The sequence below is a fragment of the Gordonia sp. UBA7860 genome, assembly GCF_002500165.1.
GTDB classification, from domain to species: domain Bacteria; phylum Actinomycetota; class Actinomycetes; order Mycobacteriales; family Mycobacteriaceae; genus Gordonia; species Gordonia sputi.
This window is the reverse complement of record NZ_DLSO01000045.1, coordinates 1-25,449: the sequence shown is the minus strand read 5'-3', so window position 1 is coordinate 25,449 and position 25,449 is coordinate 1. Positions and strand designations below refer to the sequence as shown.

At 64.9% G+C, this 25,449-nt stretch carries 24 protein-coding genes and 1 pseudogene; 5 read left to right on the top strand and 20 right to left on the bottom strand.

All coding sequences use genetic code 11. From position 1 onward, the window contains the following. Window positions 1-54: 54 nt before the first annotated feature. Window positions 55-1,317 carry a cation:dicarboxylate symporter family transporter gene (locus B3T59_RS06505; protein ID WP_287001787.1) on the top strand — a complete coding sequence of 421 codons (1,263 nt, stop codon included), beginning with the start codon at window positions 55-57 and terminating at the stop codon, window positions 1,315-1,317. 81 nt (window positions 1,318-1,398) lie between these two features. Here B3T59_RS06505 and B3T59_RS06500 read toward each other — a convergent pair whose 3' ends face one another. Together B3T59_RS06500 and B3T59_RS06495 are read right to left on the bottom strand one after the other, a co-directional pair. Further along, window positions 1,399-2,994: a 4Fe-4S binding protein gene (locus tag B3T59_RS06500; protein ID WP_287001786.1), complete on the bottom strand. Its 1,596-nt coding sequence runs from the start codon at window positions 2,992-2,994 to the stop codon at window positions 1,399-1,401. Then, a complete protein-coding gene (locus tag B3T59_RS06495) occupies window positions 2,994-3,938 on the bottom strand; it encodes an AurF N-oxygenase family protein (protein WP_287001785.1) in 945 nt (314 codons plus the stop codon). The genes B3T59_RS06500 and B3T59_RS06495 overlap by 1 nt, the downstream gene beginning before the upstream one ends. A 244-nt stretch (window positions 3,939-4,182) precedes the next feature. On the opposite strand from B3T59_RS06495, the gene B3T59_RS06490 reads away from it, so the two are divergent. Next, window positions 4,183-4,953, top strand: a complete 771-nt coding sequence (locus B3T59_RS06490) for an SDR family oxidoreductase (RefSeq protein WP_287001784.1) — start codon at window positions 4,183-4,185, stop codon at window positions 4,951-4,953. 40 nt (window positions 4,954-4,993) lie between these two features. Here the strand turns inward: B3T59_RS06490 and B3T59_RS06485 are convergent, their stop codons facing one another. The 3 genes from B3T59_RS06485 to B3T59_RS06475 all read right to left on the bottom strand — a co-directional run bounded on the left by B3T59_RS06485 (window position 4,994) and on the right by B3T59_RS06475 (window position 7,209). Beyond that, window positions 4,994-5,632 (bottom strand): trimeric intracellular cation channel family protein, encoded by a 639-nt coding sequence (locus tag B3T59_RS06485; RefSeq protein WP_064863809.1) that lies wholly within the window; start codon window positions 5,630-5,632, stop codon window positions 4,994-4,996. A gap of 184 nt (window positions 5,633-5,816) precedes the next feature. Further along, window positions 5,817-5,990, bottom strand: a complete 174-nt coding sequence (gene rpmF / locus B3T59_RS06480; RefSeq protein ID WP_005174583.1) for a 50S ribosomal protein L32 — start codon at window positions 5,988-5,990, stop codon at window positions 5,817-5,819. 268 nt (window positions 5,991-6,258) lie between these two features. Beyond that, a complete protein-coding gene (locus B3T59_RS06475) occupies window positions 6,259-7,209 on the bottom strand; it encodes a DUF4190 domain-containing protein (RefSeq protein WP_287001783.1) in 951 nt (316 codons plus the stop codon). A 193-nt stretch (window positions 7,210-7,402) separates the two neighbouring features. Between B3T59_RS06475 and B3T59_RS06470 the strand changes: the two genes are divergently transcribed. Continuing rightward, the gene (locus tag B3T59_RS06470) at window positions 7,403-8,341 is read left to right on the top strand and encodes an AEC family transporter (RefSeq protein WP_287001782.1); all 939 of its coding nucleotides are present in this window, start codon (window positions 7,403-7,405) and stop codon (window positions 8,339-8,341) included. A 90-nt stretch (window positions 8,342-8,431) separates the two neighbouring features. Here the strand turns inward: B3T59_RS06470 and B3T59_RS06465 are convergent, their stop codons facing one another. Then, complete coding sequence (locus B3T59_RS06465; RefSeq protein ID WP_287001781.1) at window positions 8,432-9,952, bottom strand: MFS transporter; 1,521 nt, start codon at window positions 9,950-9,952, stop codon at window positions 8,432-8,434. Between the two features lie 85 nt (window positions 9,953-10,037). Here B3T59_RS06465 and B3T59_RS06460 point away from each other — a divergent pair, with 85 nt between their 5' ends. Further along, on the top strand, window positions 10,038-10,709 hold the full coding sequence (locus B3T59_RS06460) for a TetR/AcrR family transcriptional regulator (protein WP_287001780.1): 672 nt from the start codon (window positions 10,038-10,040) through the stop codon (window positions 10,707-10,709). A gap of 57 nt (window positions 10,710-10,766) precedes the next feature. On the opposite strand, the gene B3T59_RS06455 is transcribed toward B3T59_RS06460, so the two are convergent. The 3 genes from B3T59_RS06455 to B3T59_RS06445 form a co-directional block, all read right to left on the bottom strand. Further along, window positions 10,767-11,423 carry a DUF1707 SHOCT-like domain-containing protein gene (locus B3T59_RS06455; RefSeq protein WP_287001802.1) on the bottom strand — a complete coding sequence of 219 codons (657 nt, stop codon included), beginning with the start codon at window positions 11,421-11,423 and terminating at the stop codon, window positions 10,767-10,769. Window positions 11,424-11,683: 260 nt separating this feature from the next. Beyond that, on the bottom strand, window positions 11,684-13,684 hold the full coding sequence (locus tag B3T59_RS06450; protein ID WP_287001779.1) for a vWA domain-containing protein: 2,001 nt from the start codon (window positions 13,682-13,684) through the stop codon (window positions 11,684-11,686). A gap of 35 nt (window positions 13,685-13,719) precedes the next feature. Beyond that, window positions 13,720-15,165 carry a sigma 54-interacting transcriptional regulator gene (locus B3T59_RS06445; protein ID WP_064863815.1) on the bottom strand — a complete coding sequence of 482 codons (1,446 nt, stop codon included), beginning with the start codon at window positions 15,163-15,165 and terminating at the stop codon, window positions 13,720-13,722. A 212-nt stretch (window positions 15,166-15,377) separates the two neighbouring features. On the opposite strand from B3T59_RS06445, the gene B3T59_RS06440 reads away from it, so the two are divergent. Further along, window positions 15,378-15,854, top strand: a complete 477-nt coding sequence (locus tag B3T59_RS06440) for an OsmC family protein (RefSeq protein WP_251722623.1) — start codon at window positions 15,378-15,380, stop codon at window positions 15,852-15,854. 69 nt (window positions 15,855-15,923) lie between these two features. Here the strand turns inward: B3T59_RS06440 and B3T59_RS06435 are convergent, their stop codons facing one another. The 11 genes and pseudogenes from B3T59_RS06435 to B3T59_RS06385 form a co-directional block, all read right to left on the bottom strand. Then, on the bottom strand, window positions 15,924-16,502 hold the full coding sequence (locus tag B3T59_RS06435) for a maleylpyruvate isomerase family mycothiol-dependent enzyme (protein WP_287001778.1): 579 nt from the start codon (window positions 16,500-16,502) through the stop codon (window positions 15,924-15,926). 1 nt (window position 16,503) lies between these two features. Further along, window positions 16,504-16,992 carry an SRPBCC family protein gene (locus B3T59_RS06430; RefSeq protein WP_039856209.1) on the bottom strand — a complete coding sequence of 163 codons (489 nt, stop codon included), beginning with the start codon at window positions 16,990-16,992 and terminating at the stop codon, window positions 16,504-16,506. Further along, window positions 16,986-17,369, bottom strand: a complete 384-nt coding sequence (locus B3T59_RS06425; protein ID WP_064863817.1) for an ArsR/SmtB family transcription factor — start codon at window positions 17,367-17,369, stop codon at window positions 16,986-16,988. Before B3T59_RS06425 ends, B3T59_RS06430 begins: the two co-directional genes overlap by 7 nt. 334 nt (window positions 17,370-17,703) lie before the next feature. After that, the gene (locus B3T59_RS06420) at window positions 17,704-18,645 is read right to left on the bottom strand and encodes a TauD/TfdA dioxygenase family protein (RefSeq protein ID WP_287001777.1); all 942 of its coding nucleotides are present in this window, start codon (window positions 18,643-18,645) and stop codon (window positions 17,704-17,706) included. Between the two features lie 303 nt (window positions 18,646-18,948). Beyond that, window positions 18,949-19,881, bottom strand: coding sequence for an ABC transporter ATP-binding protein (locus tag B3T59_RS06415; RefSeq protein ID WP_287001776.1), 933 nt, complete (start codon window positions 19,879-19,881; stop codon window positions 18,949-18,951). Next, window positions 19,862-20,938 (bottom strand): ABC transporter substrate-binding protein, encoded by a 1,077-nt coding sequence (locus tag B3T59_RS06410; protein ID WP_287001775.1) that lies wholly within the window; start codon window positions 20,936-20,938, stop codon window positions 19,862-19,864. Before B3T59_RS06410 ends, B3T59_RS06415 begins: the two co-directional genes overlap by 20 nt. Window positions 20,939-20,944: 6 nt before the next feature. Continuing rightward, complete coding sequence (locus B3T59_RS06405) at window positions 20,945-21,814, bottom strand: ABC transporter permease (protein WP_287001774.1); 870 nt, start codon at window positions 21,812-21,814, stop codon at window positions 20,945-20,947. A 210-nt stretch (window positions 21,815-22,024) separates the two neighbouring features. Then, window positions 22,025-22,768 carry a sulfite exporter TauE/SafE family protein gene (locus tag B3T59_RS06400; RefSeq protein WP_064863819.1) on the bottom strand — a complete coding sequence of 248 codons (744 nt, stop codon included), beginning with the start codon at window positions 22,766-22,768 and terminating at the stop codon, window positions 22,025-22,027. 111 nt (window positions 22,769-22,879) lie between these two features. Beyond that, window positions 22,880-24,460: a bifunctional phosphoribosylaminoimidazolecarboxamide formyltransferase/IMP cyclohydrolase gene (gene purH, locus B3T59_RS06395; protein WP_005207290.1), complete on the bottom strand. Its 1,581-nt coding sequence runs from the start codon at window positions 24,458-24,460 to the stop codon at window positions 22,880-22,882. Further along, the gene (purN, locus tag B3T59_RS06390; RefSeq protein ID WP_051993948.1) at window positions 24,457-25,038 is read right to left on the bottom strand and encodes a phosphoribosylglycinamide formyltransferase; all 582 of its coding nucleotides are present in this window, start codon (window positions 25,036-25,038) and stop codon (window positions 24,457-24,459) included. Before purN ends, purH begins: the two co-directional genes overlap by 4 nt. A 53-nt stretch (window positions 25,039-25,091) precedes the next feature. Beyond that, window positions 25,092-25,449: pseudogene (locus tag B3T59_RS06385) on the bottom strand (hypothetical protein); the annotation flags it as partial.

Genomic DNA, 25,449 nt, shown 5'->3' with positions numbered 1-25,449 from the left:
TTATCGACTTCGACTGAGAACCCGCTGAGCAACGCGCAGATTACCGGCAACTTCGTGACGCTTCGCGGGCCTTCGACGGGTTGTGCATGCGCACCGATCATCTTCTGCACCGTCGTGCTCGGCATCGTCCATGTCGGCGACATGAAGGCCGTCGGACGAATCGGGATCAAGGCACTCATCTACTTCGAGGTGGTCACCACGTTCGCCCTGATCTTCGGGCTCGTGATCGGCAACATCGTCAAACCTGGCGCCGGTTTCGACGTGAATCCCGAAACCCTGGCGACCGGAGCCGACGCCGTCGCGAAAAAGACCAGCAACGGCGAACTCCCCCGCACCGTCGAATTCTTGCTGAACATCATCCCGACGTCGGCGATCTCGGCCTTCACCGAGAACGAGTTGCTGCAGGTGCTGTTCTTCGCGGTCCTCTTCGGACTCGCGCTGGCCAAGATCGGCGAGAAGGCACCGTTCTTGGCCGGGTTTGTCGATCGGTCCAGCCACGTCTTCTTCACCATGATCGGCTGGATCATGAAGCTGGCTCCGCTCGGAGCGTTCGGCGCGATGGCGTACATCATCGGCCAGTACGGCATCTCGTCGCTGGGCAGCTACGGCAAACTCATTGCATGCTGCTACCTCGCGGCGGTGCTGTTCATCCTGGTTCTCGGGGTCATCGTCCGGGTCTTCGCAGGCGTCAACCTGTGGAAGTTCATCGTCTACATCAAGGATGAGCTGTTCGTCGCACTCGGCACCGCGTCGACGGAAGTGGTGCTGCCGCGCATCATGACCAAGTTGACGTACGCGGGGTGTTCGCGGTCCGTCACGGGACTCGTTGTGCCGACCGGCTATTCGTTCAACCTCGACGGCGCGACCCTGTATCTGTCGATCTGCGTGCTGTTCCTCTCACAGGCGATGGGCGTGCACCTCAGCCTCGGCGAGCAGCTCACTGCGATGCTGGTCCTTATGCTGACGTCGAAAGGCATGGCGGGAGTACCGGGTTCGTCGTTTCTGGCATTGTCGGCGACGATCTCGGCCATCGGTCACGGATCGATTCCCGTTGCGGCCGTTGCCCTTCTGCTCGGCGCCGACCGCATCATGGACTCGATGCGGGTGTCGGTGAACCTGATCGGCAATTGCGTCGCCACCTTCGTCGTCGCCGCATGGGAGGGCGAACTCGACAAAGAGAGAATGACTCTCGTGCTCGACGGTCGGCCGGTCCCCCCACTCGAGGAAACCAACCCGATGACCGGAGAGAAGCAACTGCTCCCCGAGGAGGAGGGACTCGGCCTGCACACCGTCGAGTCCGAAGCCAAGCAGGACTGAGCTAGGCAGGACGGGGCTGGGCAGGACGGGGCTAGGCAGGACCGGGCCGTGCAGAGCTGGAAACGTCGAATGCCTCGGCCGCTACCGCTTACGCCAGCCCGCAGCGCCGACCATGTCGCCGACACGGGTGAACTTCACCCGCGGACGGCCCTGTTCGGAGCCGCGTCGACGCTCGATCCGGTCGATCGCTCGCATACCGCGATAGCCGATGACGTGTCGAGTTCGCTTGCGCAGCAACGAGGCGAACTCGCCGCGCTGACGGGTGGTGCGAGTCAACTTGCCGTCGACCGCGTCGCGGATGAAGTCCTCGACAGTCAGCTGGGCGCACTTCTTGTTCGCCCCGATGCCACCACTGGGACCGCGCTTGGCCCAGCCGAGCACGTACGAACCCGGAATGATCTCGCCCGAGTCGTCGAGCATCCGTCCGTCGACGTTGGGGAACAGTCCGCGAGCGTCGTCGAAGGGAAGTCCCGCGATGGGAACCGAGCGGTATCCGATGCTGCGCACCGCGAGGTCGGCGTCGATCCGATGTGTCTGCCCACCGGTCGAGACGGTCACGCCTTCGACGCGCTCGTCGCCGAGAATCTCGTCGGGAGTGCTGTGGAACAGGAACACTATTCGTCGGTGGTCGGGGTCCGCAGGCCCGGTGAGGTCAGGAACTCCGGCACCGTCGGCGTCGTCGACGACGAGCACCTCGACACCCGGAATCGTCGACAGCGCACGGTATTCGGCAGACGTGTAGGCCGCATGCGCCTGATCTCGACGACCGAGCAGGACTACCTCGTGGACGTTCTGCTCTTCCAGGATGCCCAGCGCGCGGTCGGCAATGTCGGTGGTGGCCAACAGTTCCGGTGGCGACACCAGGATTCGCGCGACGTCGAGGGCCACGTTTCCGGTTCCGACGATCACGGCGCGTCCGCTCGCCGGATCGGCGTCAGTCGAGCGGCGGATAGGCGGAGCCGCGTCGGCACCGGGCACCGCGTTGTACCAGGCGACGAGCTCGGTCGCCGACGTCGATCCGGGCAGGTCCTCACCCGGAATGCCAAGGCGCCGTGACTCGCTCGCACCGACCGCGTAGAAGACCGCGTCGAAATGCTCGGCGAGTTCGGCGGGCGTGATCTGTCCCTCTGACTCGCCGACCTCGACGTTGGTCGCCATCGTGACGCGCGGATCGCGGTAGAGCAGATCGAATCCGCGCAGGACACCCTTGGTGCCGGGATGGTCGGGGGCGACGCCCGCACGAACCAGGCCGCCGGGCGTCGGCAATTTGTCGATCACGGTGACCGACGCCTCGGTGCGGTCGAGCAGCGTACGCAACGCGTAGCCACCCGACGGTCCGGTGCCCACCAGCGCAACACGAAGTCCCGCAGGCAATTTCGGAATCTCGGGGTACACAACGTCGGACCAGCCCGACTTCACGTCCGGGTTGTTCTTGTAGTAGTCGGCGTTGATCTCGATGAAGACCTTGTCCCTGGTGCCGAGGTTCTCGGCCGGGAAGATCGCGTCGACGGGGCACGCGTCTGCACACGCACCGCAGTCGATGCAGGCCTGCGGATCAATGTGCAGGATGTCGGAGGTGCCGAAACCGCGCTCCTCCGGCGTCGGATGAATGCAGTTGACCGGACACACTGATACACATGCTGCGTCGCTGCAGCAGGACTGAGTGATGACGAACATCAGAGCATGTGCACTTTCCGGTAGTAGTACGCGGCGGGCTTGGTCAGCAGGCCGACCTCGTCGAGGAACTCCATGAGGTGCGCACAGCTACCGCGGATCATCGAGTGGAAGTGCGAGTTGGTATTCATCTCTGCGACAGCACGATCGGCGTCGAGCCCGGCGTCGACGAAGGCCTGACGCTGCACCAGGCTCGACACGATGAAGTAGCCACCGAGCGCGACGTAGAGCGCGCTGAACTGACGACGGAACCAGCCGACACCCTTCATCGAATCGCGGACCTCTTCACGCGCGAACTTCATGTGGCGCGACTCTTCGAGAACGTGAATCTCGTTGACGGTACGGATGAACGGGAGCACCCGCTCGTCGCGCATGCAGCCGCGCTGAAAGACGTCGAGTACCTCTTCGGCGACCAGGATGCCCGCGAACGCGACCTCGTTCTTGGCGGTGCGCTTGAACAGCTTGCCCGCGCGACCGACCCACTTGGTGGGCTTGTACGACGTGCCGACCATCTTCTCCGACGCCTTGGCGAACATGATCGAGTGACGACACTCGTCGGCGATCTCGGTGAGCGCGAACTGGAACTCATTGCTGTGATAGGCGCCGAGGTACTGATCGCGGATGACCATCTCCTGCAGGATCATCTCGAACCAGATGCCGATGTTCATGATCGACGCGAACTCGTGACGGGTCACCGAGATCCGCTGTTCCTCGGTCATCTCGTCCCAGTAGTCCGTGCCGTAGAGCGACGACCACTCCGGGCTACACCCGTACTTGGTCGGGTCCATCGGAAGGCTCCAGTCGATCTCCGTCATGGCGTTGCGCGAGAGCCGCGCCGCCGAAGCAAGGAGACGCTCGGACACGGCGTCGGCACCCTCGTCACGAATACTCACGACGTTGCCGACGACATCGTCGGTGGGTTCGGTGCGGTCCATTGCAGCAGTCATGGTGCTCGACTTCCCATCTCCGCCTGCGGCGGAACTCGGCGACCTGGATTTCACTGGCAGAGCAGTGAGGTGTTGACCCTCAGTTTTGTATCAACGACTAATGTCATATCAACAGCTGATGTCATATCAACGCTTGTTGTCAAGATAGCACCCCGGTGTGACGTAGTAAACAACTTGGACATCTATACTGGCGAGTAAGTTTCGGGAGCGGAACGTCGTCGCAGTTCAGAAGGGCAGGGACCTCATGTCATCGATCTTCATCACCGGTGGGGCCGCGGGTATCGGCCTGGCCACGGCGGAGCGTTTCGCACACGAGGGGTGGACCGTCGGCGTGTACGACGTCGACAACGACGCGCTCGACAAGGTGAAGGCGAACCACCCAGATTTCATCACCGGCAAGATCGACGTCCGCGACCCCAAGGAGTGGGACGACGCTCTGGCCGACTTCACAGCACACACCGGCGGAACCCTCGACGTCCTCGACAACAACGCGGGCGTGCTCACCGAGGGCAAGCTCGCCGACATCTCCCCCGACGCCGTGCGTCGTCAGATCGACATCGACGCACTGGGCGTGACGCTGGGAGCCCAGGCCGCACACAAATACCTCAAGAAGACGCCGGGCTCACACCTGGTGAACATCGCCTCGGCGTCGGCGATCTACGGGCAGCCGGGCATCGCCACCTACAGCGCCAGCAAGTTCTACGTCGCGGGACTCACCGAGGCACTCGAACTCGAGTGGGAACCCGACGGCATCCGCGTCGTGAGCATCTGGCCGCTGTGGGCCAAGACCGCGCTGGCGGCCAACGACGCCAAGTCGACCAAAACGCTCGGCGTGCGGATCACCCCCGAGCAGGTCGCCGACAAGATCTGGGAGTCGGTCCATCCCACCAAGAAAGATCTGCGGCTGCACCGCACGAGCTACTCCGTCGGCACCCAGACGCTCGTGCTGGGCAACGCGGCGAAGTTCATCCCCAACTCGCTGAACCGACTGGTGAACAAGGTCATCGCTCAGTAGTCACCCCAGACCGGCGGTGAGAGGGGTGCATCGCCGCCCGTCACCCTCGACGACGCCAGTTGTAGCCGACGCCGCGTGGCGCCATCGGCAGCCGCCAACCGAGGGCGAGCGCAACCAGGCGTAGCAGTGCGCCGACGATGAGTCCTGCGATGACCCAGACCTGCGACGGCAGGTCGGAGTACGTTCTGCCGATCGCGACCACCGCGGCGGCGACGATTGCGGGCACGGCGTAGAGATCAGCTGGTTGCAGGAGCAACGGGATCTCGTTGGCGAGCACGTCGCGCAGGACGCCACCGCCGATCGCCGCGAGCATCCCGATGAGGGTTGCGGCGAAGGCGTGCGCGTGATGGTCGATCGCGATACTCGCGCCGGTGGCGGCGAACAACCCCATGCCGATCGCGTCGAGGACAACGATGGTCCGACGCAGCAGCGCAAACGACGGATGGAAGATCACCGTCACCAGCGCGGCGATCAGTGCTGTCGTGACGGGGACCCAGTTGTCCAGCGCCGAGGGCGGGGTGATGCCGAGCAGAAGATCGCGCAATATGCCGCCACCGACTCCGGTCAGCACCGCAACCGTCGCGATCCCCCAGATGTCGAAGTCCTTTCGGATTCCGACCAACGCTCCCGACGCAGCGAACACCCCGATACCCGCGATGTTCAGGATCGCAAGCAGCATCGGCACCTCGCTTTCACGGCGAACATCTGCACATTCACGGTGTACTTCTGCACCGGCCGACGTTCACGGCGTAGTTCCGGAGGAGTGCTTTTCCAGGTGTACTTCCACAGAACAGCACAACTGCCGCAACGTCTGGGACGTTGCGGCAGTTGTGCTGGATTAAGTCGCTGAGGTTATGTCGCGATCAGCGGCGGTCGAGATCGATGATGCCAGCGCGCGCAGCCTTGACCAGACGACGCGGGATGCGCTGAGCAACACCGTTCACCTTGACCTCCTGCAGCGCGGGGTTGTCCGCTTTCCACTGCGAACGACGGCTGCGGGTGTTGGCCCGCGACATCCGGCGCTTCGGTACAGCCATGGTTGTGCCCTTCTCTACTGTGTCCTTACGGACTGTGTCTCACTGTGGTCCTCGCGGACAGGTCACTGTGGTCCTCGCAGACCTGCAACCGTGGCCCTCGCGAACCCGTAACGCTGGCCCTCGCGGACCGTGCCCTCAGGTCGTCCATTCTCCACAGAGTGGAGCGTCGACCGGCGTGGGTGGACGTGCCACGCAACCCTCGGGCGCAGCACGCAACCTCTCTAGACTACCGGTCGCGCGGTCAACCTCCAAAACGACGTCGAGCACGCTATGTGGTGTTGAAATTCATGTTCACCACGCCAGCGGCGACAAAAATCCAGTAGATGATCCAGAGCACCAGTGCGATGCCGCCGATGATGATCCCTGCGGTGGCCATTCCATCGCCCGTCTGGGTCCCGTTGGAGTCCCTGATCTGTCGCTTGGCGACCACACCGAGCACGAGCCCGAGAATCGAGAGCACCCCGCAGCAGAAGATACCGAGGATGGATGACACCAACGACGCGATCGCCAGGCCGTTCGTCGACTGTCCCGCCGCCGGGTAGCCGGCAGGTTGCCCATATGCCTGCTGGCCATAGCCGGGCTGACCATAGGCGGGTTGACCATAGGCGGGTTGTCCGTACGCCTGCTGGCCATAGCCGGGCTGACCGTAAGAGGACTGGCCGTACGAGGACTGGCCGTAGGGCGGTTGACCGTACGGTGACTGCCCGGACTCGGCAGACGACTGACCGAAACCCTGCGGGGTGCCATAGTCGGGCGTCGAGCCAGGCGTCTGGCCGTAGTCGGGTGTCTGGCCGTACTGCGGAGCCTGCGAGCCGGAGCCGTAGTCGGGCGTCGAACCGTACTGCGGAGCCTGCGAGCCCGAGCCGTAGTCGGGCGTCGAACCGTACTGCGGGGGCTGGTATGGCGACTCCCCCTGCGAGGGCGGGCCGTAGGCGGATGGGTCGAACTTGGTCGTCGGAGGCTCAGGTGATCCGCTGCCGGTCGGCGGAGTTGCACCCGAGGCCCCTGAACCCGAGGCCCCTGAACCCGAAGCCGCTGAACCCGAAGCCCCCGGACCCTCCGAGCCGGAGCTGGGCCGCTTGATCAGCGAGGTGGCATCGTCGCTCGGCGTCGTCCCTGGTGCGTCAGCGCTGGGTGTGCCGGAACCGTCGGAGCCGGTCGAGTTCTGGTCTGGGCGCTCTGGATCCGATGCGCTCGAACCTCCATACGGAGTGGACATCTGCGTTCACCTCTCTGGGTTCACCTCTCTGGGTTCGCCCTTTTGGTTTCCCTCGTTGGGATCGCCGTCGGCGTTATCGCCGCACCGACCGTACTGCCAGAGGGACCGGGCACGCCCCACAGGGCGAGGTCACTCCAATGCTGCAGCCAGCTTAGTGAAAAGCGCACGGGCCCGGCTGCATACACTCATCCGAGTGTCAGGCGTCGTCTCCGGTTTCACCGTCATCTTCATTCTGGTGGCCATCGGATTCGCCCTGGGCCGGACGCAGATCCTCGGTGAACACGCACATGACGTGCTGTCGCGACTGGTGTTCTTCGTCTGTACGCCGGCATTGCTGTTCTCGTCGCTGGTGACCTCCGACCTCTCGGTCATCTTCTCGTCGACGCTCGTCGTCGCAGGAGTTTCGGCGTTTGCGACCGGAACGCTCTACATCGTGCTGGCCCGCGGCATTCTGCAACGTCGCGATATACCGGAACTGACCATCGGCGCGCTCTCGTCGTCGTACGTCAACAGCGTCAACCTCGGTCTACCGATAGCGATCTTCGTTCTCGACGACGCCTCGTTCATCGCGCCGCTACTGCTGTTTCAGATTCTGATCTATTCGCCGCTGGCGTTGGGCGTACTCGACGTCACGGCGTTGGACCGCACCGCCGGAAAGTCGGTGCTGCGCGACACCCTGCGACTCCCGCTGACCAACCCGATCGTGATCGGCGGGCTGATCGGAGTGATCGTTTCGCTGATCGGGTGGCATCCGCCCAGCGCGATCCTCGAACCGATGAAAATGCTCGGCAGCGCGTCGGTTCCCGCGGCACTCCTGGCATTCGGAATGTCGCTGACAGGTGTGCCGCTGTTCAAGAAGGGACAGAGTCCGCGGCGCGAGGTCGCACTCGCAACCGTGCTCAAGATGCTGTTCATGCCCGCGTTGGTCTACGTGATCGCGCGATGGGGGTTCGGAGAATCAGGACACACGTTGTTCGCGCAGGTCGTGATCGCGGCGCTGCCGACTGCCCAGAACGTGCTGGTCTACGCGACTCGGTATCGGCGGGGGCAGGTACTCGCGCGCGACACCGCACTGCTCACCACCCTGGTCTCGATCCCCGTCATCGCGGTGATCGCGTGGCTGCTGGCCTGAGCGACCGAGTTGCGTGCAATCCCGTCAGTTACGTGGGACGCTCGGGGGCATTTTTGTACCCCTGTGTCCCACGCAACTCGAGCCAGATCGTCAGTCGACGTCGACGGACCCGGTCGCGAACTCGCCCGCGGCACCGAGCGCGATCTCTTCTTCACGCTGATGCGCCGTCAGGTGGTGCGGGCTTCGACGTGGAATCCCGAAGGCCGCGAGAAGGGCAGCGAGCGCGAACGCTCCGGCGCCGAGTAGGAACGCGGCGCGGTAGGCGTTCTCCGTCGGAAGCGAGACCGCGGTGCCACCCACGACGTGAATCGCGACCTCGGCAGCGAGCACGGTGATGATGACCGCGCTGCCGATCGCGCCACCGACCGTGCGCATGATGGAGTTGATCGAATTGGCGATGCCGGTCTCGTGCGGCTCGACATTCTCGACCAGGAGCGCAGGCATGGCCGAATATGCTGCGGCCACAGCCACATTCGCAACGATGAGGCCCGCGATCATCTCGCCGGTGTTCTCGTGCAAGAGAGTCAGCATCAGCATTCCGACCACGCCGATCACGCTTGCACCGAGCAGCACGATGCGGGGACCCACACGGCCGACCAGTCCGCCTGCGACCGGGCCTACGAGGATCGACACGATCGCGCCGGGAAGCATGAACGCGACGCTGGTCCGTAGGACAGAGGCACCGAACCCGTAGCCCGCCAACGCGTCCGGGGTCTGCACGAAGTACGTCGCGCCGAGGAACACGCTGAACATCGCGAACCCGACGCAGAGCGACGCGACGTTCGTCGCGAGAACTGCTCGGTGCTTGAGCAGGTCGACGGACACCAGCGGCTCGCCGCGTCGACTCTGCAGTATCCAGAAGCCGCCGAGCACGACGACGGCGGCGACGTAGAGGCCGATCACACGTGCCGACCCCCAGCCCCACGTGTGGCCCTGCGACGTCGGCAGCAGGAGGCAGACCAGACCGACCGCGAGCACCAGCGCGCCGAAGTAGTCGACACGACCGCCCGTTCCCGGTCGAGACGGAATCGCGAAGATCACGAGCACCAGAACGACGGCCGACATCGCCACACACAGCCAGAAAATGCGTCGATAGTCGGCGCCGCCCTGTGTCAGCAGACCTGTTGCCACGAGCGCCAACCCGCTACCGACCCCCAACGACGACGCCGTGATCGCCATCGCCCCGGTGAGACGTTCGCGGGGCAGTTCCTGCCGCAACACGCTGATCGCCAGCGGGAAGAGTCCGAAGCTCGCACCCTGCAACACGCGACCGACGATCAGCCAGTCGATCGAATTCGCCAGCGCCGCAATGAGACTGCCCACCAAGGTGATCAGCAGCACCGCTGCGATCACCCGCTTGTGTCCGTAGACGTCGCCGAGACGTCCGAACAGCGGAGTGAATGCCGACGCCGCCAGCATCGTCGCCGTGGTCACCCACCCGACAATGGTCAGCGAGACGCCGAGCTGCTGGCCGATCTGCGGCAGAGCGGGCACCGCGAGGGTCTGAATCATCGAGAGCAACAGCACAGACGCCGCCGCGGCAACGACGATCAGTGCTGTCGACGAGCGCACCTTCGAGGGTGCCTGCTCCGGAGCTGCCGCTTGTGTCATGGGGGCCAATCTAGAACAAAATCGACGCTCCGTCGATTTTTGTCGACGACTAGTCGAAATTGTCCGGATTTCCTACTATGGAGGAATGACGACCAAGGCGCCCGACGATCCGCAGGCCCAACCGGCCCGCCGTAGAGGCGCTCGTACCAAAGGCGACGAACGTGAAGATCAGATTCTGAGCGCGATGCGTTCACTTCTCGCCGACCATCCGATCGACGACGTCACCATCGACGACATCTCTTCTGCGGCAGGCATTTCGCGAACGAGCTTCTACTTCTACTTTCCGTCGAAGCAGGCAGTCCTCACGACGCTCATGGAACGGATCTGGGACGACTTCGCCAGCACCCACGACTGGTTCGACGCCGTCGGACCCGACCCCGTCGGCCTGCGCGAGCAACTCGACGCCGTCGCCGCTATCTGGCAGACGAACGGATCGATCATGGCGTGCGCAGCTCGCACCGGATACACCTCCGGTTACGCGCCGCTACAGGACTTCCTCGCGAGAGCGCGCGCCCGATTCGTCGAACGACTCGCCGCCAAGATCGAGCGCGATCGATCAGCGGGGCTGGCGCCCGACGGTCCGCCCGCCGCCAATCTGGCAACCCTGGTGGCCGTGATGCGCGATGCAGGCCTGAGTGAACTGACATCGTCCGCGGGCACGGTCCCCGCGGGCCACGGACGCAGTACAACTGCAGACGACCCGCTCGACACACTCACCGTTGCCATCCTGCGGATGATCTACGGTCGCATCGACTGACGACACCGCGCGAGCGCGATCAACAGCACCGGACGGGCGTGATCGGCGACACCGCGATCAACGACGCTCCTTTCGCTTGACGTCCACCCCGCCCATCAACGCGAAGCCGGTGACATGGACCGTCGGAGCGCCGGGGCGCCCGGGCCCCTCGGCTTTTCCCTCGAATCCGCCCATGATGGCGAGACCACCGACTTCGAGGGTCACATCCGGCGGAACGATGACGTCGACGCCACCCATGATCGCCACACACTGGACAGTCAGCACCGGTTCGGTGAATTCGACTTCTCGCAGGTCGATCTCGACGCCGCCCATGATCGCGGTCGCCTCGAGCTGATCCGCGACCGCCGCATGACCTTTCAGCTCCGAGCCGGACATGATCGCGAGGCGATGCCGCACAGGCTTACGCCCCGACCCCGTGCCGGGACGTGTCACGCCCGTCGGGTACGGGTCGCCGGGTCGCGGCAGCGGCACACCGAGCTTCCCGACGGGGAGATCGTCGGTCAACTCGTCGAGATCGCCGAAAGTCTTTGCGGTAGAGGCCTTCAGCGCCCGCTCCTCGTACTCGCTCGGCGTGAGCGCGCCACTGGTCATCGCCGCCGAGAGAATTTGGTGCACGAGTTCACGGTCGGCGTCGGCCGCTCTGAGTCGGTGATCGGGCGCTGGCGCACCGCCGGGAGCCGAAGTCTCGTACTGGGCGGGACTGGGCTTGGTCAGGTCAGGCTTGGCCGGCTCAGCGTCGACCGACTCAGCGTTGGCGTGCTCAGCGTCGGTTGGCCCTGGCTTTGTCAGATCCGGCCCGGTCGATTCGGGAGCTGCCGGGTCATGCCCGGTCGAATCGGGTTCTGGCAGTTCAGGCTCTGGCAGTTCGGCGGGAACGCTCATACCGTCGACGTTAGTGATTGCATCCGGCGCCCGACACCCTGAAATACCCTGACTCGTCCCCTGATTTCTCCGAGATCCGCCCCCTGCGTCGATCAGCCGCGGCGCGGACGTCGTGACCGCAGGTAGTCTCCGACCACCGCGGCGCCGAGTCCGTCAACGTCGGGGGCAACCACCCGACCGCCGATCCTGCGGGCGATCTGGTCCATGAAGTGTGCGAGGCCGGGGTCCTCGCCCAGCCGGAAGAACGTGACCTGCGCGCCCATCCGTGCGACGTGGTCGAGTTCGCGCACGGTGAGCGCGATGGTCTGCGGGTGCGGCGGATAGAAAAAGAACGGCTCGCCGCTCGGGTCGAGGTGCGCGGTGGGCTCGCCGTCGGTGACGACGAGGACCACCGGCTGCGCGTTGGGGAATCTCCGCAGGTGCCGCTGTGCGAGCAGCAGTGCGTGGTGCAGGTTGGTTCCCTGTTCCATCCGTGGTTGCAGGCCGGTGAGCTCGGCGATGTCGATGCTGCGGGCGTATCGTCCGAACGCGATCACTTCGAGCTCGTCGCTCCGAAACCTGGTGGAGATCAAGTGATTCAGCGCGATCGCGGTCCGCTTCATCGGCGTCCAGCGACCTTCCATCTCCATCGAGAACGACGTGTCGACCAGCAGCACCACCGCGGCCTGTGTCCGCGCCTCGGTGTCGGCGACCTCGACGTCGCGGACCGAGATGTGCACACCGTCGCGTGCCATCGCCGACGGCGCGTTCACGGGATCGGAACTCTCGGAAATGGTGCGCAACACCGCATTCGACACAGTTCGCGTCACATCCCATGGGTCGGTGTCGCCGAACTCCCACTCGCGCGTCGCCCCGGTCGGCTCGCCGAGCAATCCTGATTTGCGGGTCTGTCTGTCACCCCGACGCCCCGACATCTGGTCGGCGATGTCGCGAAAGATGGTCTGCCCCAGCTGCCTCATCGCCTTGGGGCTCAGCCGCAGAGTCCCGTCGGACGTGCGGTCGAAGAATCCCTGCTCGGTCAACGCCTTCTCAAGCTCGGCGAGCGTTCGGGCGTCGACGGCCGCCTGGTCGCCGAGCTGTCGTGCGAGGGCGTCGAGGTCGATGTCGTCCATGCGCGCGCCGGCGTACTGCTGCGAGAGTTGCTCGGAGAGCGCGTCGAGTTCGGAGATGTCGCGCAGTGCCGCCGCACCCTGCCCCAGTCCCATCTGCTGATCGCCCGAGAACGACTCGCCGCCATCCCAATCGAGGCCCGGCCTGGCCTCACGCAGTGCCGAATCCATTTGCGCGAGTTGATTCATCAGGTCGGGTGACCCGAACGCCTGCTGTGCGAGCTGATCGAGTTCTGCTCGCTGTTCGGGCGTGAGCGAGTTGTAGAACTGCTGTGCCGCGGCCGCACGTTGCGCGAGAGAGTCGATGAGTTCTTCTGTGTTGCGCGGGTTTTCGGGGAAGTACTCGCCGTGCTTGCGCATGAAGTCGTCGAATTGCTCAGCGGTGTCCTCGCCGCGATTGTGGGCGTCGAGCAGCTTGTTGAGGTCGGTGAGCATCTCGGAGATGGCCTCACGGTCCTGATCGGTGGCGCCCTCGAGCGCTTCCTTCATGCCCGCGAAACGCTGGTCGAGCAGTTCCCGGCCCAGCAGATCCTTGATCTTCTCGAAGTCCTCACGCGCCTGCGGGCTCCGCCAGTTGTACTCCGACAGTTCCTCGACGGCCTGGGCAGTCGACGGTGGCAGACTCCCGATCTGCATCTCGGCGAAACGCGCGTCGTCGTCGAGGTCGCGTGCGAGCTGCTTGCGCTCCTCGAGTACCGCGCGGTCGAGGAGCTCGCGGATCTCATTGAACGTTCCGTCGAGGTTCCGTTGCTTCAACAGCTCCTGCCGCCGACGGTTGACCTCTTCACGCAACTTGTCCAGCCCGCGCATGTCCTGAGTCCCGCGCCGCAGGAATTCGCGCAGCGCGCGCTGCGGCGACGCTCCCGCCATCACGTCGTCGCCGATCTCCTCGAGCGCTTCGCGGAGATCGACCGGCGGCGCAAGCGGGTCGGGACCACCGGTGTACCGCTGATAGCGCGAGCGGTGAAAGTTCTTCTGAGCCATGTGTATACGTCCAGCCCGATGTCGTACGGCGTAGATCAGCCGTAGATGGTCTGCCCCTCGTCGTCGGCTTCCTTGCCGATGCGACGGGCCAGAAATAGTCCCTCGAGCGCCAGTTCGAGTGCGCTCGCACGCTCGCCGTCCGCCTCGGCGTCGAGTCGTTCGGCGATTCCGTCGAGGACACCGGCCGTCGTCTCGGGTGAGGGGATGGAAGCCAAGAAGTCCGTCGCCGTGACCCGGTCTCCGGTGACGACGGGCTCTCCGTTCTCCAGGGCGTCGACGAGCGGCGCCATGTCGATGCCGCCGAGGTGTGCGCGCACGGTATCGGCGACGGATTTGCGGAGCAGGTGCTCGAGGATCTCGAGCTCGCGCCCCTCCTCACCCGACTCGAACTCGATCTTGCCGCGCAGCACCTCGATCACCGATTCGAGGTCGACGACGCGCGCGACGGGCACGTCCTCCCCGGTCACGGTGGCACGATGCAACGCTGCGGCGGCGACGGTCTCTGCGGCCGCGATCGAGAACCGCGCAGAGACGCCCGACCGCTGATCGATCGACGGATGGTCGCGCGCATAGCGGGTGAAGCGGGCGAGGATCTCGGTGATGAACGTCGGAACCGTCGCCGTGAGGTCGGCTTCCTGCTCGATGACGGAGATCTCGTCGTCGAGTTCCAGTGGGTAGTGCGTCCGGATCTCGGCGCCGAAGCGGTCCTTGAGCGGTGTGATGATGCGGCCGCGGTTGGTGTAGTCCTCGGGGTTCGCGCTCGCCATGACCAAAACGTCGAGCGGGAGCCGCAGCGTGTAGCCGCGCACCTGGATGTCGCGCTCCTCCATCACGTTGAGCATGGAGACCTGGATGCGTTCGGCAAGGTCGGGCAGCTCGTTGATGGCGACGATCCCGCGGTGCGCGCGCGGAATGAGTCCGAAGTGAATCGTCTCCGGATCGCCGAGGCTGCGGCCCTCGGCCACCTTCATGGGGTCGATGTCGCCGACGAGGTCGGCAACGGAGGTGTCGGGTGTCGCGAGCTTCTCGCTGTAGCGCTGGCTGCGATGACGCCACTCGATCGGGAGCTCGTCGAGAAGTGCGGCGGCGCGTCGGACGGACGCCGGCGTGATCGGCTCGTACGGATGCTCGCCGAGTTCAGACCCCTCGATGACCGGCGTCCACTCGTCGAGCAGGCCGACCAGTGTGCGCAGAATGCGCGTTTTGCCCTGACCGCGTTCGCCGAGCATGACCACGTCATGGCCTGCGATCAGCGCACGCTCGAGTTGCGGGATGACCGTTGCCTCGAATCCGACGATTCCCGGCCACGGGTCGTCGCCCTCGCGAAGCGCGGTGAGCAGATTGTGGCGGATTTCGTCACGCACACTGCGCTGCACATGGCCGCTGGCACGCAACTCGCCAACGGTCCTTGGTGAGGGTGGGCGACTTTCGGTGGTTTGGGAGTTGGATGTGGTGAAGTTCTCCTCTGGCACCTTCTCCACGGTACTCCCGTCGGCGTGCGGAGCGCTGCGTTCGCACTCCTGCCCTCGGCACACGCGACCGTCAAGCCCGGAGAGGTCTTGTACCCGAATCAGGCCCTGTGTGCACGTTGCACCCGCTGCGCGCACAAGGGTGTGCGCGCAGCGGAAGTCGCGGCAGAGTTCGGTGCGATTCGGCGCGCCGGGGCGTCGACGAACCGAAAAGGAGCCCAACCATGACATCGACGATCCGCACATCGGTAGTCCCCTTTGTGATCAACGCCAAGGGCACAGGGGTCGCACAGCATTTGGTGGTCGAGGGCGACGCCGGGCATGAATTCGACACCGATGCCTACCCCGCATTCGGCGGCAGGGACGAGGCGCCGAGTCCCCTGTTCTATGCACTTGGCGCACTCACCTCCTGCAATCAGGTCACTGCAGCACTTGTGGCGAAAGACCTCGGAATCACGTTGGGTTCCTTCGAATTCCGAGTGCAGGGCGATCTCGACACCGCGGTGTTGGTCACGGGCGAAGACGGAAACGCCAATTTCGATGCAGTCACCGTCGAGGCGACTGTCACCACCGATGCCTCGCCCGAGCAATTCGACCGCTTCGTGGCCGAAGTCGAACGCCGCTGTCCTGTCAGCCAGCTCTTCATCCGTAGTGGACTGCGCTTCACCAACCGTTGGAGCGCACGAGCCCTCGAATCATGAGACAGGCAGACGATGTGCGCCACCCGCCGAATTCCGGAGGGGTGAGGGTCTGGGAGCTTTCGAGAGAACTCATCGGGCGCGACGCCACGCTGGATCGCGCCCGATGAATCCGACGAGCCGCGAGACCGGATCGGCGTCGTCGTCGACTGACACTGCGGGTCCGTACTGACCCGACGATCGCAGCAGTTCCTCGATACCCGTCATGCCGTCGAGCAGTCGTTGCGCGTAGTCGGGGTCGAGGTCAGGGGTTCTGCCCCCGGCCGCCGCGAGATCCCACGTGTGCATGAAGACGTCGGCCGTATAGAACTGATCGACCGCGTCGGCGAGGCGGTGTTCACCGACCATCGGGTGCACGAAAGCCGAGTTCGACGACGGGCCGTCGAGCAAATCCCCGATCGCGGCACTGCGCGCCTGCCAGGCGGCGAGTGGGTCGTCGGCAACTGTCGGGCCGTCGGGTAGCTGCACTCCCCCGGCGGCGAGGAAGGCTGCGAACCAGTCGACGAGATGAGCGACGACGTCGCGCGCCACCCATCCATCGACCGGCGTCGGAGCATCCCAATCCTTCACTGCTGCAATCTCTTCGGCGAATCCGTTCGCGATGATGCGATGGCGGTCGGCAGCGCTGAGCTCGGTGAGCGACGTCGTCATGTCAGAGTTCTCCGAGCAGGCCGTCGAGCTTGGCGTAGCCCTCGTTGACCCCGACCTCCATGCCCGACGACAACCAGCCGTCGCGGGCTTCGAAGCTGTCGCAAAGGGATTGGGCGTGCAGGCGCGTGGTGCCATCGCCGAGGTCCTCAAAGTGCAGCGTCTCCAACGCCACCTGATCGGGCATCCCCTCCCAAGTGAAGGTCTGCACGATCGTGTCGTCGGACACCGTGTGGAAGCAACCGCGGAAGGCGAATTCGTCGTCGTCGCGCGATGACACATAGCGCCAGCTCCCACCGTTGCGGACGTCCCACTCGACGATCCTGCTACTGATCGAGTCCGGCCCCACCCAGCGCACGAAGAGCTCGGGATCGGTGTGTGCCTTCATCAATTGTGCTGGGGTGCCACGAAAGTCGCGTGTGATACGGATGATCGGCACCTCCTTGTCGGCCTCGATGGTGGCTTCCGGATAGCGCGTCTGCGTGCTCATGATGCCTTGCCCTTCTTCGTCGGTGTCTCGTCGCCGCGGGGAACCGCGTCGCTCATCTGCGCGTCATTCATCTGTGCCAGTACGGCGTCGAGACGCTGATAGCGATCCTCTGCCGCGCGGCGATACCGCTCGATCCACTTGGTCATGAGGTCGAACACCTCGGCTTCCAGGTGGACAGGACGGGTCTGCGCCTCCCGGGTGCGGGTCACCAGGCCTGCGTCTTCGAGCACTTTCAGATGCTTCGAGACCGCCTGGATGCTGACGTCATAGGGCTCGGCGAGCTGACCGACCGTCGCGTCACCGACTGCGAGCCGCGCGACCATGTCACGCCGGGTCGGGTCTGCCAGCGCGGCGAATACCCTGGACAGCTCGTCTGCCACTCGTCCTCCTCAACCGTTTGGTTGAATACGAGTGTGCGACGACGCCGATAAGTTGTCAACCCTTTGGTTGAATACACCGCGCTCCGCTGGTCGAGCTGAACCCGCCGACCGAGCTTGTCGAGACCACCCGCCGCCCGCGGCCGAGCAGCCGATCAGTATGACGCGCAGCCCGAGAACAAGGGCGAAATGTCATACGGATCGAGCGTCGAGCTCGCGGAGCCGCGCGAGTGGTTTCGACTCGAGTGCTCGCTACGCTCGCGCCCGCTCAACCAGCGGAAGTCGGCCCCAGCCCGCTGGTTGAACTGACCCGGATCCTCGCTACGCTCGCGCCCGCTCAACCAGCGGCAGGCGGTCCCACTGGCTCGTCGCCGCGGAGTGTGATGCGGTGCATGACACGACGGTTGTCGCCGTAGTCGCGGTTCGCGTAGTGCAGAGTGTTGCGGTTGTCCCACAGCACCAGGTCGCCGAGGCGCCAGCGGTGCCGCACTATGTGTTCCGGCTTAGTCAGGTGCGCGTAGAGCAGATCGAGAATGCCGCGGCTCTCGGCGTCGGACACGCCCTCGATGTGCGACGTGAAGCCCGGGTTGACGAACAGCGATTTGCGCCCGGTTTCCGGATGCACTCGTACGACAGGGTGGGTCACCGGTACCAACTCGGTGACTTCCTTTCCGTCCCAGACGTTTCCGCGACCGCCACGACGCTGCTTCAGGTAGTAGCCGAACTCCCGATTACCGTCGTGCACGGCAGAAAGATCTTGGACGAGGCGCTGTACCGGAGCCGACAGCGACTCGTATGCGAGCTCCGCGTCGGCCCAGTTCGTGTCGCCTCCGTTGCGTGGCAACACAACCGGGCGCAGGATCGATCCCATTGGCGGTCGGGGCATGAACGTGACGTCGGTGTGCCAGACGTCGGCGAAACCGTTGTCGGTGCTGTCGAGCGAGTACACCTCGGCGGGCACGTCGCCGCTGTTCCACACGGGGTGTCCCGCGGTGAGGTCGCCTATGCGACGGCCGAATTCGACGTGCGACGCGTCGTCGAGCTGCTGGTCGCGCAGCACGATCACCTTGTACTCGATCAGCGCGGCCCGGATGGCGCGGATCTCGTCGTCGGAGGCCGAAGCGACGTCGACGCCGCGGATCTCGGCGCCGAATCGTGGGCCGAACTCGTCGATATCGAACTCGACACCCGACGCGACCGTTGCCGTCGGATCGAGAGGCGTCGAATCAAGCGGGGCTTGTGCGCCGGTACGTGAGGATTCAGGAAGTGAAATGGTCATGGTGGGTCCTTCTCGGGGAGTCGTAAGTGGTTGCGAGTCCGAGAGAGACCGGCGGCGAGCCGTGGTGGCTTCCGTCTGCCCATGTCATCCGGTGAATCATCTGCGCGTACCCCTGCTGCTCCTGAAAGGCCGTGGTCCGCGCTGACCCACCGTCGACAACAGAGTCCCACAGTCGACACCGATCGGCAGCGCGAAGTGTGCCGGCAGGTGCGATGAGGTGGGAGGTTGTACTCACAACACCTGTTTAGTCACCGAAGAGCAGCCGGAACAGGGTTTACCGCAGCGCGATAAAAACCCCGACACTCACTTCTTCTCAGCCGATTCGCCGCGCGCCGCACTCTTGACCGCGCTCGCGATCTCGGTGCGTAGAACGGTGTACTCGGCGGAGTCCCTGATGTCGTCAGCGCTGACACCGGTACGCGGAATCGGCGATGAGATGTCGAGCGCCACACGACCGGGACGGCTGGTCAACACGACGATCCGCGATCCGAGGAACGCAGCTTCCTCCGAACTGTGCGTCACAAAGACATTCGTGCGACCCAGCTCCGCACTCACAGTGCGAACGTCCTCCTGGAGCGTCTCTCGCGTCAGCGCGTCGAGAGCCGCGAACGGCTCGTCAAGCAGAAGCAGCGACGGGTCGCCCGCCAACGCACGCGCGATGGCGACGCGCTGCTGCTGACCACCCGAGATCTCCCAGATTCGACGATTTGCCGTGTCGGACAATCCCACTCGCGCGAGCAGTTCCTCCCGACGTGCCGGCCGATCCGAACGCGGAACGCCTGCGTACTTCAACGCGAGGTCGACGTTGCCGCCGACGGTGCGCCACGGAAACAGCCTCGGCTGCTGGAAGACCACGCCAGACGAGCTGCCGGGCGCCGGCTTTCGTCCGGAGACCTCTACGACGCCCGACGCGGGGTCCTCGAATCCCGCGATCAGCCTCAGGAGCGTCGACTTGCCACAGCCCGACGGCCCGACGAGCACAAGTACTTCACCGGGGTCGACCTCGAGGTCGACCGGCCCAACGGCGGTCACGGCGTCGGCACCCTTGCCGTACCGCTGCGTCACGCCGCGCAGGCTGATGCTGCCCTGACCCTGTGCCGGTTCACTCTGCGCCGCAGCGGGACTCGACGCCGCTTGGCTGTCGGTCACCGTCGCGTCGGCCTTCTGAGCATCGGCCTTCTCGGCGTCGACCTTGCTGCCGCTATCGGTCTTGGTATCACTGTGCGGTGAGGACACCCGGAAGCCCCTTGGTGTAGATCGCATTCTGGAACGTCGACAGCGGGGGCGCCGACGGGATCTGCTGTTGTTCCGCAAGGAATTCCGCGGCGCTGTGCAGGTTGTCGGCGACGTTGCCCGGCTTACCCTCGGTGCCGAGCCACTGCGGCGAGGTCAGCTCGGCGTCAGTCAGGTAGATGCCCTGCTTGAGCTGGTTGGCCGCGTCCTCGGGCGTCGTGTTCAACTGTGCGGCAATAGCCCTGGCCGCCGCCTGCGGATCGTCGTGGATCTGCTTGAGCGCGCGCGCTTCGGCCTTGCGCCAGGTGTCGACGACGTCGGGGTGATCCTTCGCGAAGTCAGACGACACGACGCCGAGGTCGAGCGTCGGCTTGCCCCAGGTGGCCACTTCGCGGCTGGTCACGATGGTCTTGCCGGACTTGCGCAGTTCGTCGAGTGTCGGCAGCCAGGTGTAGACGGCGTCGACGTCTCCGCGCTGCCATGCGGCCAGCGATGCCTGCGGCTGCAGGTCGATCAGGTTGACGTCTTTCGGGTTCACGCCGGCGTGGTTGAGGGCGGCGAGCAGACTGTAGTGCGAAGTCGATGCGAACGCCGTCGCGACGCGCTTGCCCTTGAGGTCGGCGATCGAGTTGATCCCGGTTCCGTTGCGCGCCACCAGAGCTTCATTGTCGCCCGCGACGTCGAGGATGAACGCGACCTGGTAGGCGATGTTCAACGGCGCGGAGAGTCCACGCGCCACGGGGCTCGAACCGATTGCGCCGAAGTCGACCTGCTTCGCCACGAATGCCGTGTTGATGTCGGCACCCGAATCGAACTTGGTCCACTTGATGTTGTACTTCGGTAGCGCGTCCTCGAGCCACTTGTTGTTCTTCACGATCAACTCGCCGCTCGGGAAGGATTGGTAGGCAAGGCGAATGGTCGGTTTGTCGCTGTCTCCGGAAGACTTGTCGACCGAGCAACCGGTGAGCACAACCGCGGCCGAGGCGACGAGAGCACCGACGGTCACCCCGAGCGAGCGCAACCGCGATCGACGAGACGCGCTCGATGTCAGGAATGTCATTGTTGTTCAGGCCTTTCCACGCCACGGCACCAGGCGGTGCTCGATTATCCGAAGTATTCCGTCGATGATGAGACCCGACAGTCCGATGAGGACGATGCCGACCAGCACGACGGGAGTGTTGTTGTAGTTGCTGGCATCTTTGACGACGCCACCGATGCCGGGAATGCCGTTGAAGAGCTCGGCCGCGACCACCGACGAATAGGCGATGCCGACCGAAAGTCTTATGCCCGTGAAGGTTTCGGGTAGCGCGGCCGGGATCACGACGTCGGAGATCACCTCACGCCTGCTTGCCCCCAGCGCGCGTGCGGCCTCGATCAGCGAGACCGGGGTGGCACTGACGGCCGTGGTGGTCGCCACCGCTGCCGGCGGAAGAGCGGCCAACGCGAGAAGCGTGATCTTCGGCGCCTCGTCGATTCCCAGCCAGATGACCAGGAGGAAGAAGTACGCCAGCGGAGGCAGCGCGCGCAGGAATGTCAGCCACGGCTCGAGAAGTCGTCGGACCCACGGGATCGACCCCATGATCAGACCCAGGACCACACCCGCCGCGACGCCGATTACAACACCGACGAAGACACGACGCAGGGTCATGTAAAGGTGTTCCCACCAGTAATAACCGGCATATCCGACGACGCCGTTGTGCGTCGTCGACATTTCGACGAAGGCGTGCCAGACGGTACCGAGGCGAGGCACGAACGTCTCGCTCCAGACGCCGCTGACGGCGACGGCTTGGTAGACGGCGAGGAACAGAACCACTGAGAGCACCGGGAGACCGAACTGCAGTGCAACAGAACGAAGCCTGCTACCGGTCGAGGTCTTCTCAACCCCTGGTTGTCCGCCCTGCTGCTCCTCGGGCGTGATGTCGACGAACAAAGTCACCGGCTATGTGTACCGGTCCGGGCAGCGCACGACCATCCTTTTCCTCAGCGTGAGAAAAAGACCCACTGGATTGGCGTCATGGGTCGTCGATTCTTTAGGGACGTCGACGATTACGTACGCCAAGCGTACGTCCGCGCAAGGGGTTTCGAGCCAACGGCGGGTACGGACCTACACCTGCGGCCGGCCGCTCCGAGTAGACGTCAGCAGCAATCAGCTGAACGCCAGCCACACAGCGAGACCGAGCCCGCCGAGTCCCACCGCGATGCGGAGGGGTCCGGCGGGTAGTCGTTTGACCACGGGCGGACCGCACCAGCCGCCGATCAGGCAGCCGATCGCCATGGCAATCGCCGCCGGCCAGTGAACCGGGCCCCAGATGATGAACCCCACGGCCGCAACAAGATTGGCGACGCCGAGAAACAGAGACTTCAACAGCGTTGCGCGCCAGAGCGGTTCGCTCGTCACGACGAGAGTCAGTGCGAGGAGCACGATGCCCGCGCCAGCGCCGAAGTAGCCGCCGTAGATGGAGATCAGGCCGAGTCCGACGACGAAGAGCCACGGACGGTCGGCGTGGCGTGAGGCGAGTCGTCGAAGCTGTGGTTGAACGAGCAGAGCGATCGCCGCAAAACCGACGAGGTACGGCACGATCACCTTGAAGCTATCGGGGGGCGTGATCAAGAGAATGATCGCGCCGATCGTGCCGCCGATCAGCGACGCGACCACACCGGCGTACAGCGGCCGACGATCACCCGCGAGCAGTACTTTGCCGGACTGGCCGAGACTCCCCGCCCCCACCGCGACGAGCGACACCGTGTTGGTGACATTCGCCGCGATCGGGCTGAGTCCCACTGCCAGGAGCGCGGGATAGCTGACCACCGACGCCAAGCCGGTGACGTATCCGATCAGCCCGGCACCGAACCCGGCGACGAACAGCAGCGCGAGGTCGAGGACGGTCATCGGTCACGCCCACTCGGCCCGACGGAGCGCCCACTCGGCTCCACGGAGCGCCCAGTCGACAGAATGCGACGCCCACTCGGCCCGACAGAGCGCCCGGTCGACGAGATCAGGTCAGTGCGCGAAATGCCGTGCACCGGTGAGGTACAGGGTGATGCCGGCCTCTGCGGCGGCCTCGATGACCTCTTTGTCGCGGATCGACCCGCCGGGCTGCACGACGGCCGATACCCCACCGTTGATCAGCACCTGCAGACCGTCGGGGAACGGGAAGAAGGCGTCCGACGCTCCGACGCTGCCACTGGCCCGCTCGCCTGCGCGGGTGACGGCGAGGTGCGCCGAGTCGACCCGGTTGACCTGCCCCATACCGACGCCGACAGAGGCGCCGTCCTTGGCGAGCAGAATGGCGTTCGACTTCACCGAGCGGCATGCGCGCCAGGCGAATTCGAGATCGGCGAGGGTGTCGGGATCGGCCGGGGGTCCTGCGACGAGTGTCCAGTTGTCCGGGTTGTCGCCCTCGGCGTCGAGGATGTCGCGATCCTGCATGAGCAGGCCGCCGGACACCGGACGGAACTCGAGTCCTGCGCGCACCGGCGGGGTGGCGCGAAGGATGCGAATGTTCTTCTTGCGCTGCAACACCGAGAGCGCGCCGTCGGCGAAGCCCGGGGCGATGATCACCTCGGTGAAGATCTCGGCGACCTGCTCGGCCATCTCGACCGTGATCTCACGGTTGGCCGCGATCACGCCGCCGTAGGCGCTGACGGGGTCGCACGCATGGGCGAGGCGGTGCGCTTCCCCGATCGTCTCACCAATGGCGATGCCACAGGGGTTGGCGTGCTTGATGATTGCGACGGCGGGTGCGTCGAAGTCATGGGCGCTACGCCAGGCGGCGTCGGAGTCGGTGTAGTTGTTGTAGCTCATCTCCTTGCCGTGCAACTGTTCTGCCGACGCGAGGCCCTCGGGAGCAGCGGTGGATAGGTAGAGCGCCGCGGCCTGGTGAGGGTTCTCGCCATAGCGCAGCACGTCGGAACGCTTCCAGGTGAATCCGGTCCACTCGGGGAACTTCGATCCGTCAGTCGCGGGCGCAACCTCCTGCGACATCCAGGAGGCAACAGCGACGTCATAGTCAGCGGTGTGGCGAAATGCCTTGGCGGCCAACTCACGTCGCTGTGTGAGCGTGAATCCACCCTCGGCGACGGCAGCGGAGACCTGCTCGTAGTCCATCGGATCGACGACGACGGCAACGCTGGGATGGTTCTTGGCCGCGCCGCGCACCATCGACGGTCCGCCGATGTCGATCTGCTCGATGCACTCGTCGGGCGTCGCACCAGACGCGACGGTCTCGGTGAACGGGTACAGGTTGACCACGACGAGATCGAAAGGGGCGACTCCCAACTCGTCGAGCTGAGCGACGTGCGACTCCTTGCGACTGTCGGCGAGGATGCCCGCATGCACCTTGGGGTGGAGCGTCTTGACCCGACCGTCGAGGCATTCCGGGAATCCGGTGAGCTCCGACACCTCGGTCACCGGAATTCCAGCTGCCGCAATGGTTTTCGCAGTCGACCCGGTCGAGACCAGTTCGACGCCCGCCTCGTGCAACGACGACGCGAGATCGGCGAGGTCGGTCTTGTCGTACACACTGACCAACGCGCGCTTGATGGGGCGTCGACCTGTGTCTGCGGGGGTGGCTGCGTTCACGGAATCCGGGCCTTTCGTCCGTCGATGACAACTCCTCGGGTGACGAGTTTCGCCACAACGTCGGCGAGCAGGAATCGCTCGACCGACTTGATGCGTTCGTGCAGGGTCTCCTCGGTGTCGCTCGGTGAGATCATCACCGGCGCCTGCGCGAGAATCGGACCGGTGTCGACGCCGTCGTCGACGAGGTGGATCGTCGCGCCGGTCACCTTGACGCCGTGCGCGAGAGCGTCGGCGACGCCGTGCGCGCCGGGAAACGACGGCAACAACGCCGGGTGAGAGTTCACGATGCGACCACCGAAACGCGACAGGAACGCCGGGCCGAGGATCTTCATGAAACCTGCGGTCACCACCCACGCGGGCGCTACCGCTGCCACCTGCTCGGCCAGCGCCTCGTCCCAGCGGGCACGGTCGGCGTGGTCGGAGACACGACATACGACGACGGGGATCTCGTGGCGTTGCGCGATCGACGCTGCGCGACAATCACGGTCGACGACGACTGCCGTCACCTCGAAGGCGGAGTCGGGGCCGTCGGCGCGGTCGATGAGTGACTCGAGCAGTGTTCCCGTACCCGACGCCATCACGACGATCGGGACGCGTACCGGGTTACCGGCAGCGTCTACGGGGGTTCTGTTCACATCTGCGAGCCTAGTGGATCGCTTTTCGCGCCCTGTGAGCGAGTCGTTGCGTCCCCGGCGCTGATCGGATCGACGTCGGTGCCGTCATCGTCAAACCCGGTATCGCCGTCGAAACGGGCATCATCATCGACTGCACCGCTGTCGGAGCCGACGCCGTCGTCGTCGCTGTCGCTGAGATCGCTGCCCTCCTCGAACTCCGCGGCGTCGTCGAACTCCACGTCATCACTGGCGCCGCCGTAATAGGAGTCGTCCTCGTCCCAGGAGTCGTATTCTTCGCGGGAGTCGGCGACGTAGTCGTCGTCGTATCCGGAGTCGTCGAGCCAGGTGTCGAGGTCGTCGGCATCCTCGGCGCCG

Bases quoted from the DNA above. Each gene is read 5' to 3' on its own strand.
- purN (WP_051993948.1), bottom strand. From the start codon at position 25,038: ATGGCGTCGGGTACGGGAACACTGCTCGAGTCACTCATCGACCGCGCC.
- B3T59_RS06495 (WP_287001785.1), bottom strand. From the start codon at position 3,938: ATGACTGCTGCAATGGACCGCACCGAACCCACCGACGATGTCGTCGGC.
- rpmF (WP_005174583.1), bottom strand. From the start codon at position 5,990: ATGGCTGTACCGAAGCGCCGGATGTCGCGGGCCAACACCCGCAGCCGT.
- B3T59_RS06450 (WP_287001779.1), bottom strand. From the start codon at position 13,684: ATGGCTCAGAAGAACTTTCACCGCTCGCGCTATCAGCGGTACACCGGT.
- B3T59_RS06460 (WP_287001780.1), top strand. From the start codon at position 10,038: ATGACGACCAAGGCGCCCGACGATCCGCAGGCCCAACCGGCCCGCCGT.
- B3T59_RS06490 (WP_287001784.1), top strand. From the start codon at position 4,183: ATGTCATCGATCTTCATCACCGGTGGGGCCGCGGGTATCGGCCTGGCC.
- B3T59_RS06475 (WP_287001783.1), bottom strand. From the start codon at position 7,209: ATGTCCACTCCGTATGGAGGTTCGAGCGCATCGGATCCAGAGCGCCCA.
- B3T59_RS06500 (WP_287001786.1), bottom strand. From the start codon at position 2,994: ATGTTCGTCATCACTCAGTCCTGCTGCAGCGACGCAGCATGTGTATCA.
- B3T59_RS06485 (WP_064863809.1), bottom strand. From the start codon at position 5,632: ATGCTGCTTGCGATCCTGAACATCGCGGGTATCGGGGTGTTCGCTGCG.
- B3T59_RS06400 (WP_064863819.1), bottom strand. From the start codon at position 22,768: ATGACCGTCCTCGACCTCGCGCTGCTGTTCGTCGCCGGGTTCGGTGCC.
- B3T59_RS06440 (WP_251722623.1), top strand. From the start codon at position 15,378: ATGACATCGACGATCCGCACATCGGTAGTCCCCTTTGTGATCAACGCC.
- B3T59_RS06420 (WP_287001777.1), bottom strand. From the start codon at position 18,645: ATGACCATTTCACTTCCTGAATCCTCACGTACCGGCGCACAAGCCCCG.
- B3T59_RS06435 (WP_287001778.1), bottom strand. From the start codon at position 16,502: ATGACGACGTCGCTCACCGAGCTCAGCGCTGCCGACCGCCATCGCATC.
- B3T59_RS06410 (WP_287001775.1), bottom strand. From the start codon at position 20,938: ATGACATTCCTGACATCGAGCGCGTCTCGTCGATCGCGGTTGCGCTCG.
- B3T59_RS06465 (WP_287001781.1), bottom strand. From the start codon at position 9,952: ATGACACAAGCGGCAGCTCCGGAGCAGGCACCCTCGAAGGTGCGCTCG.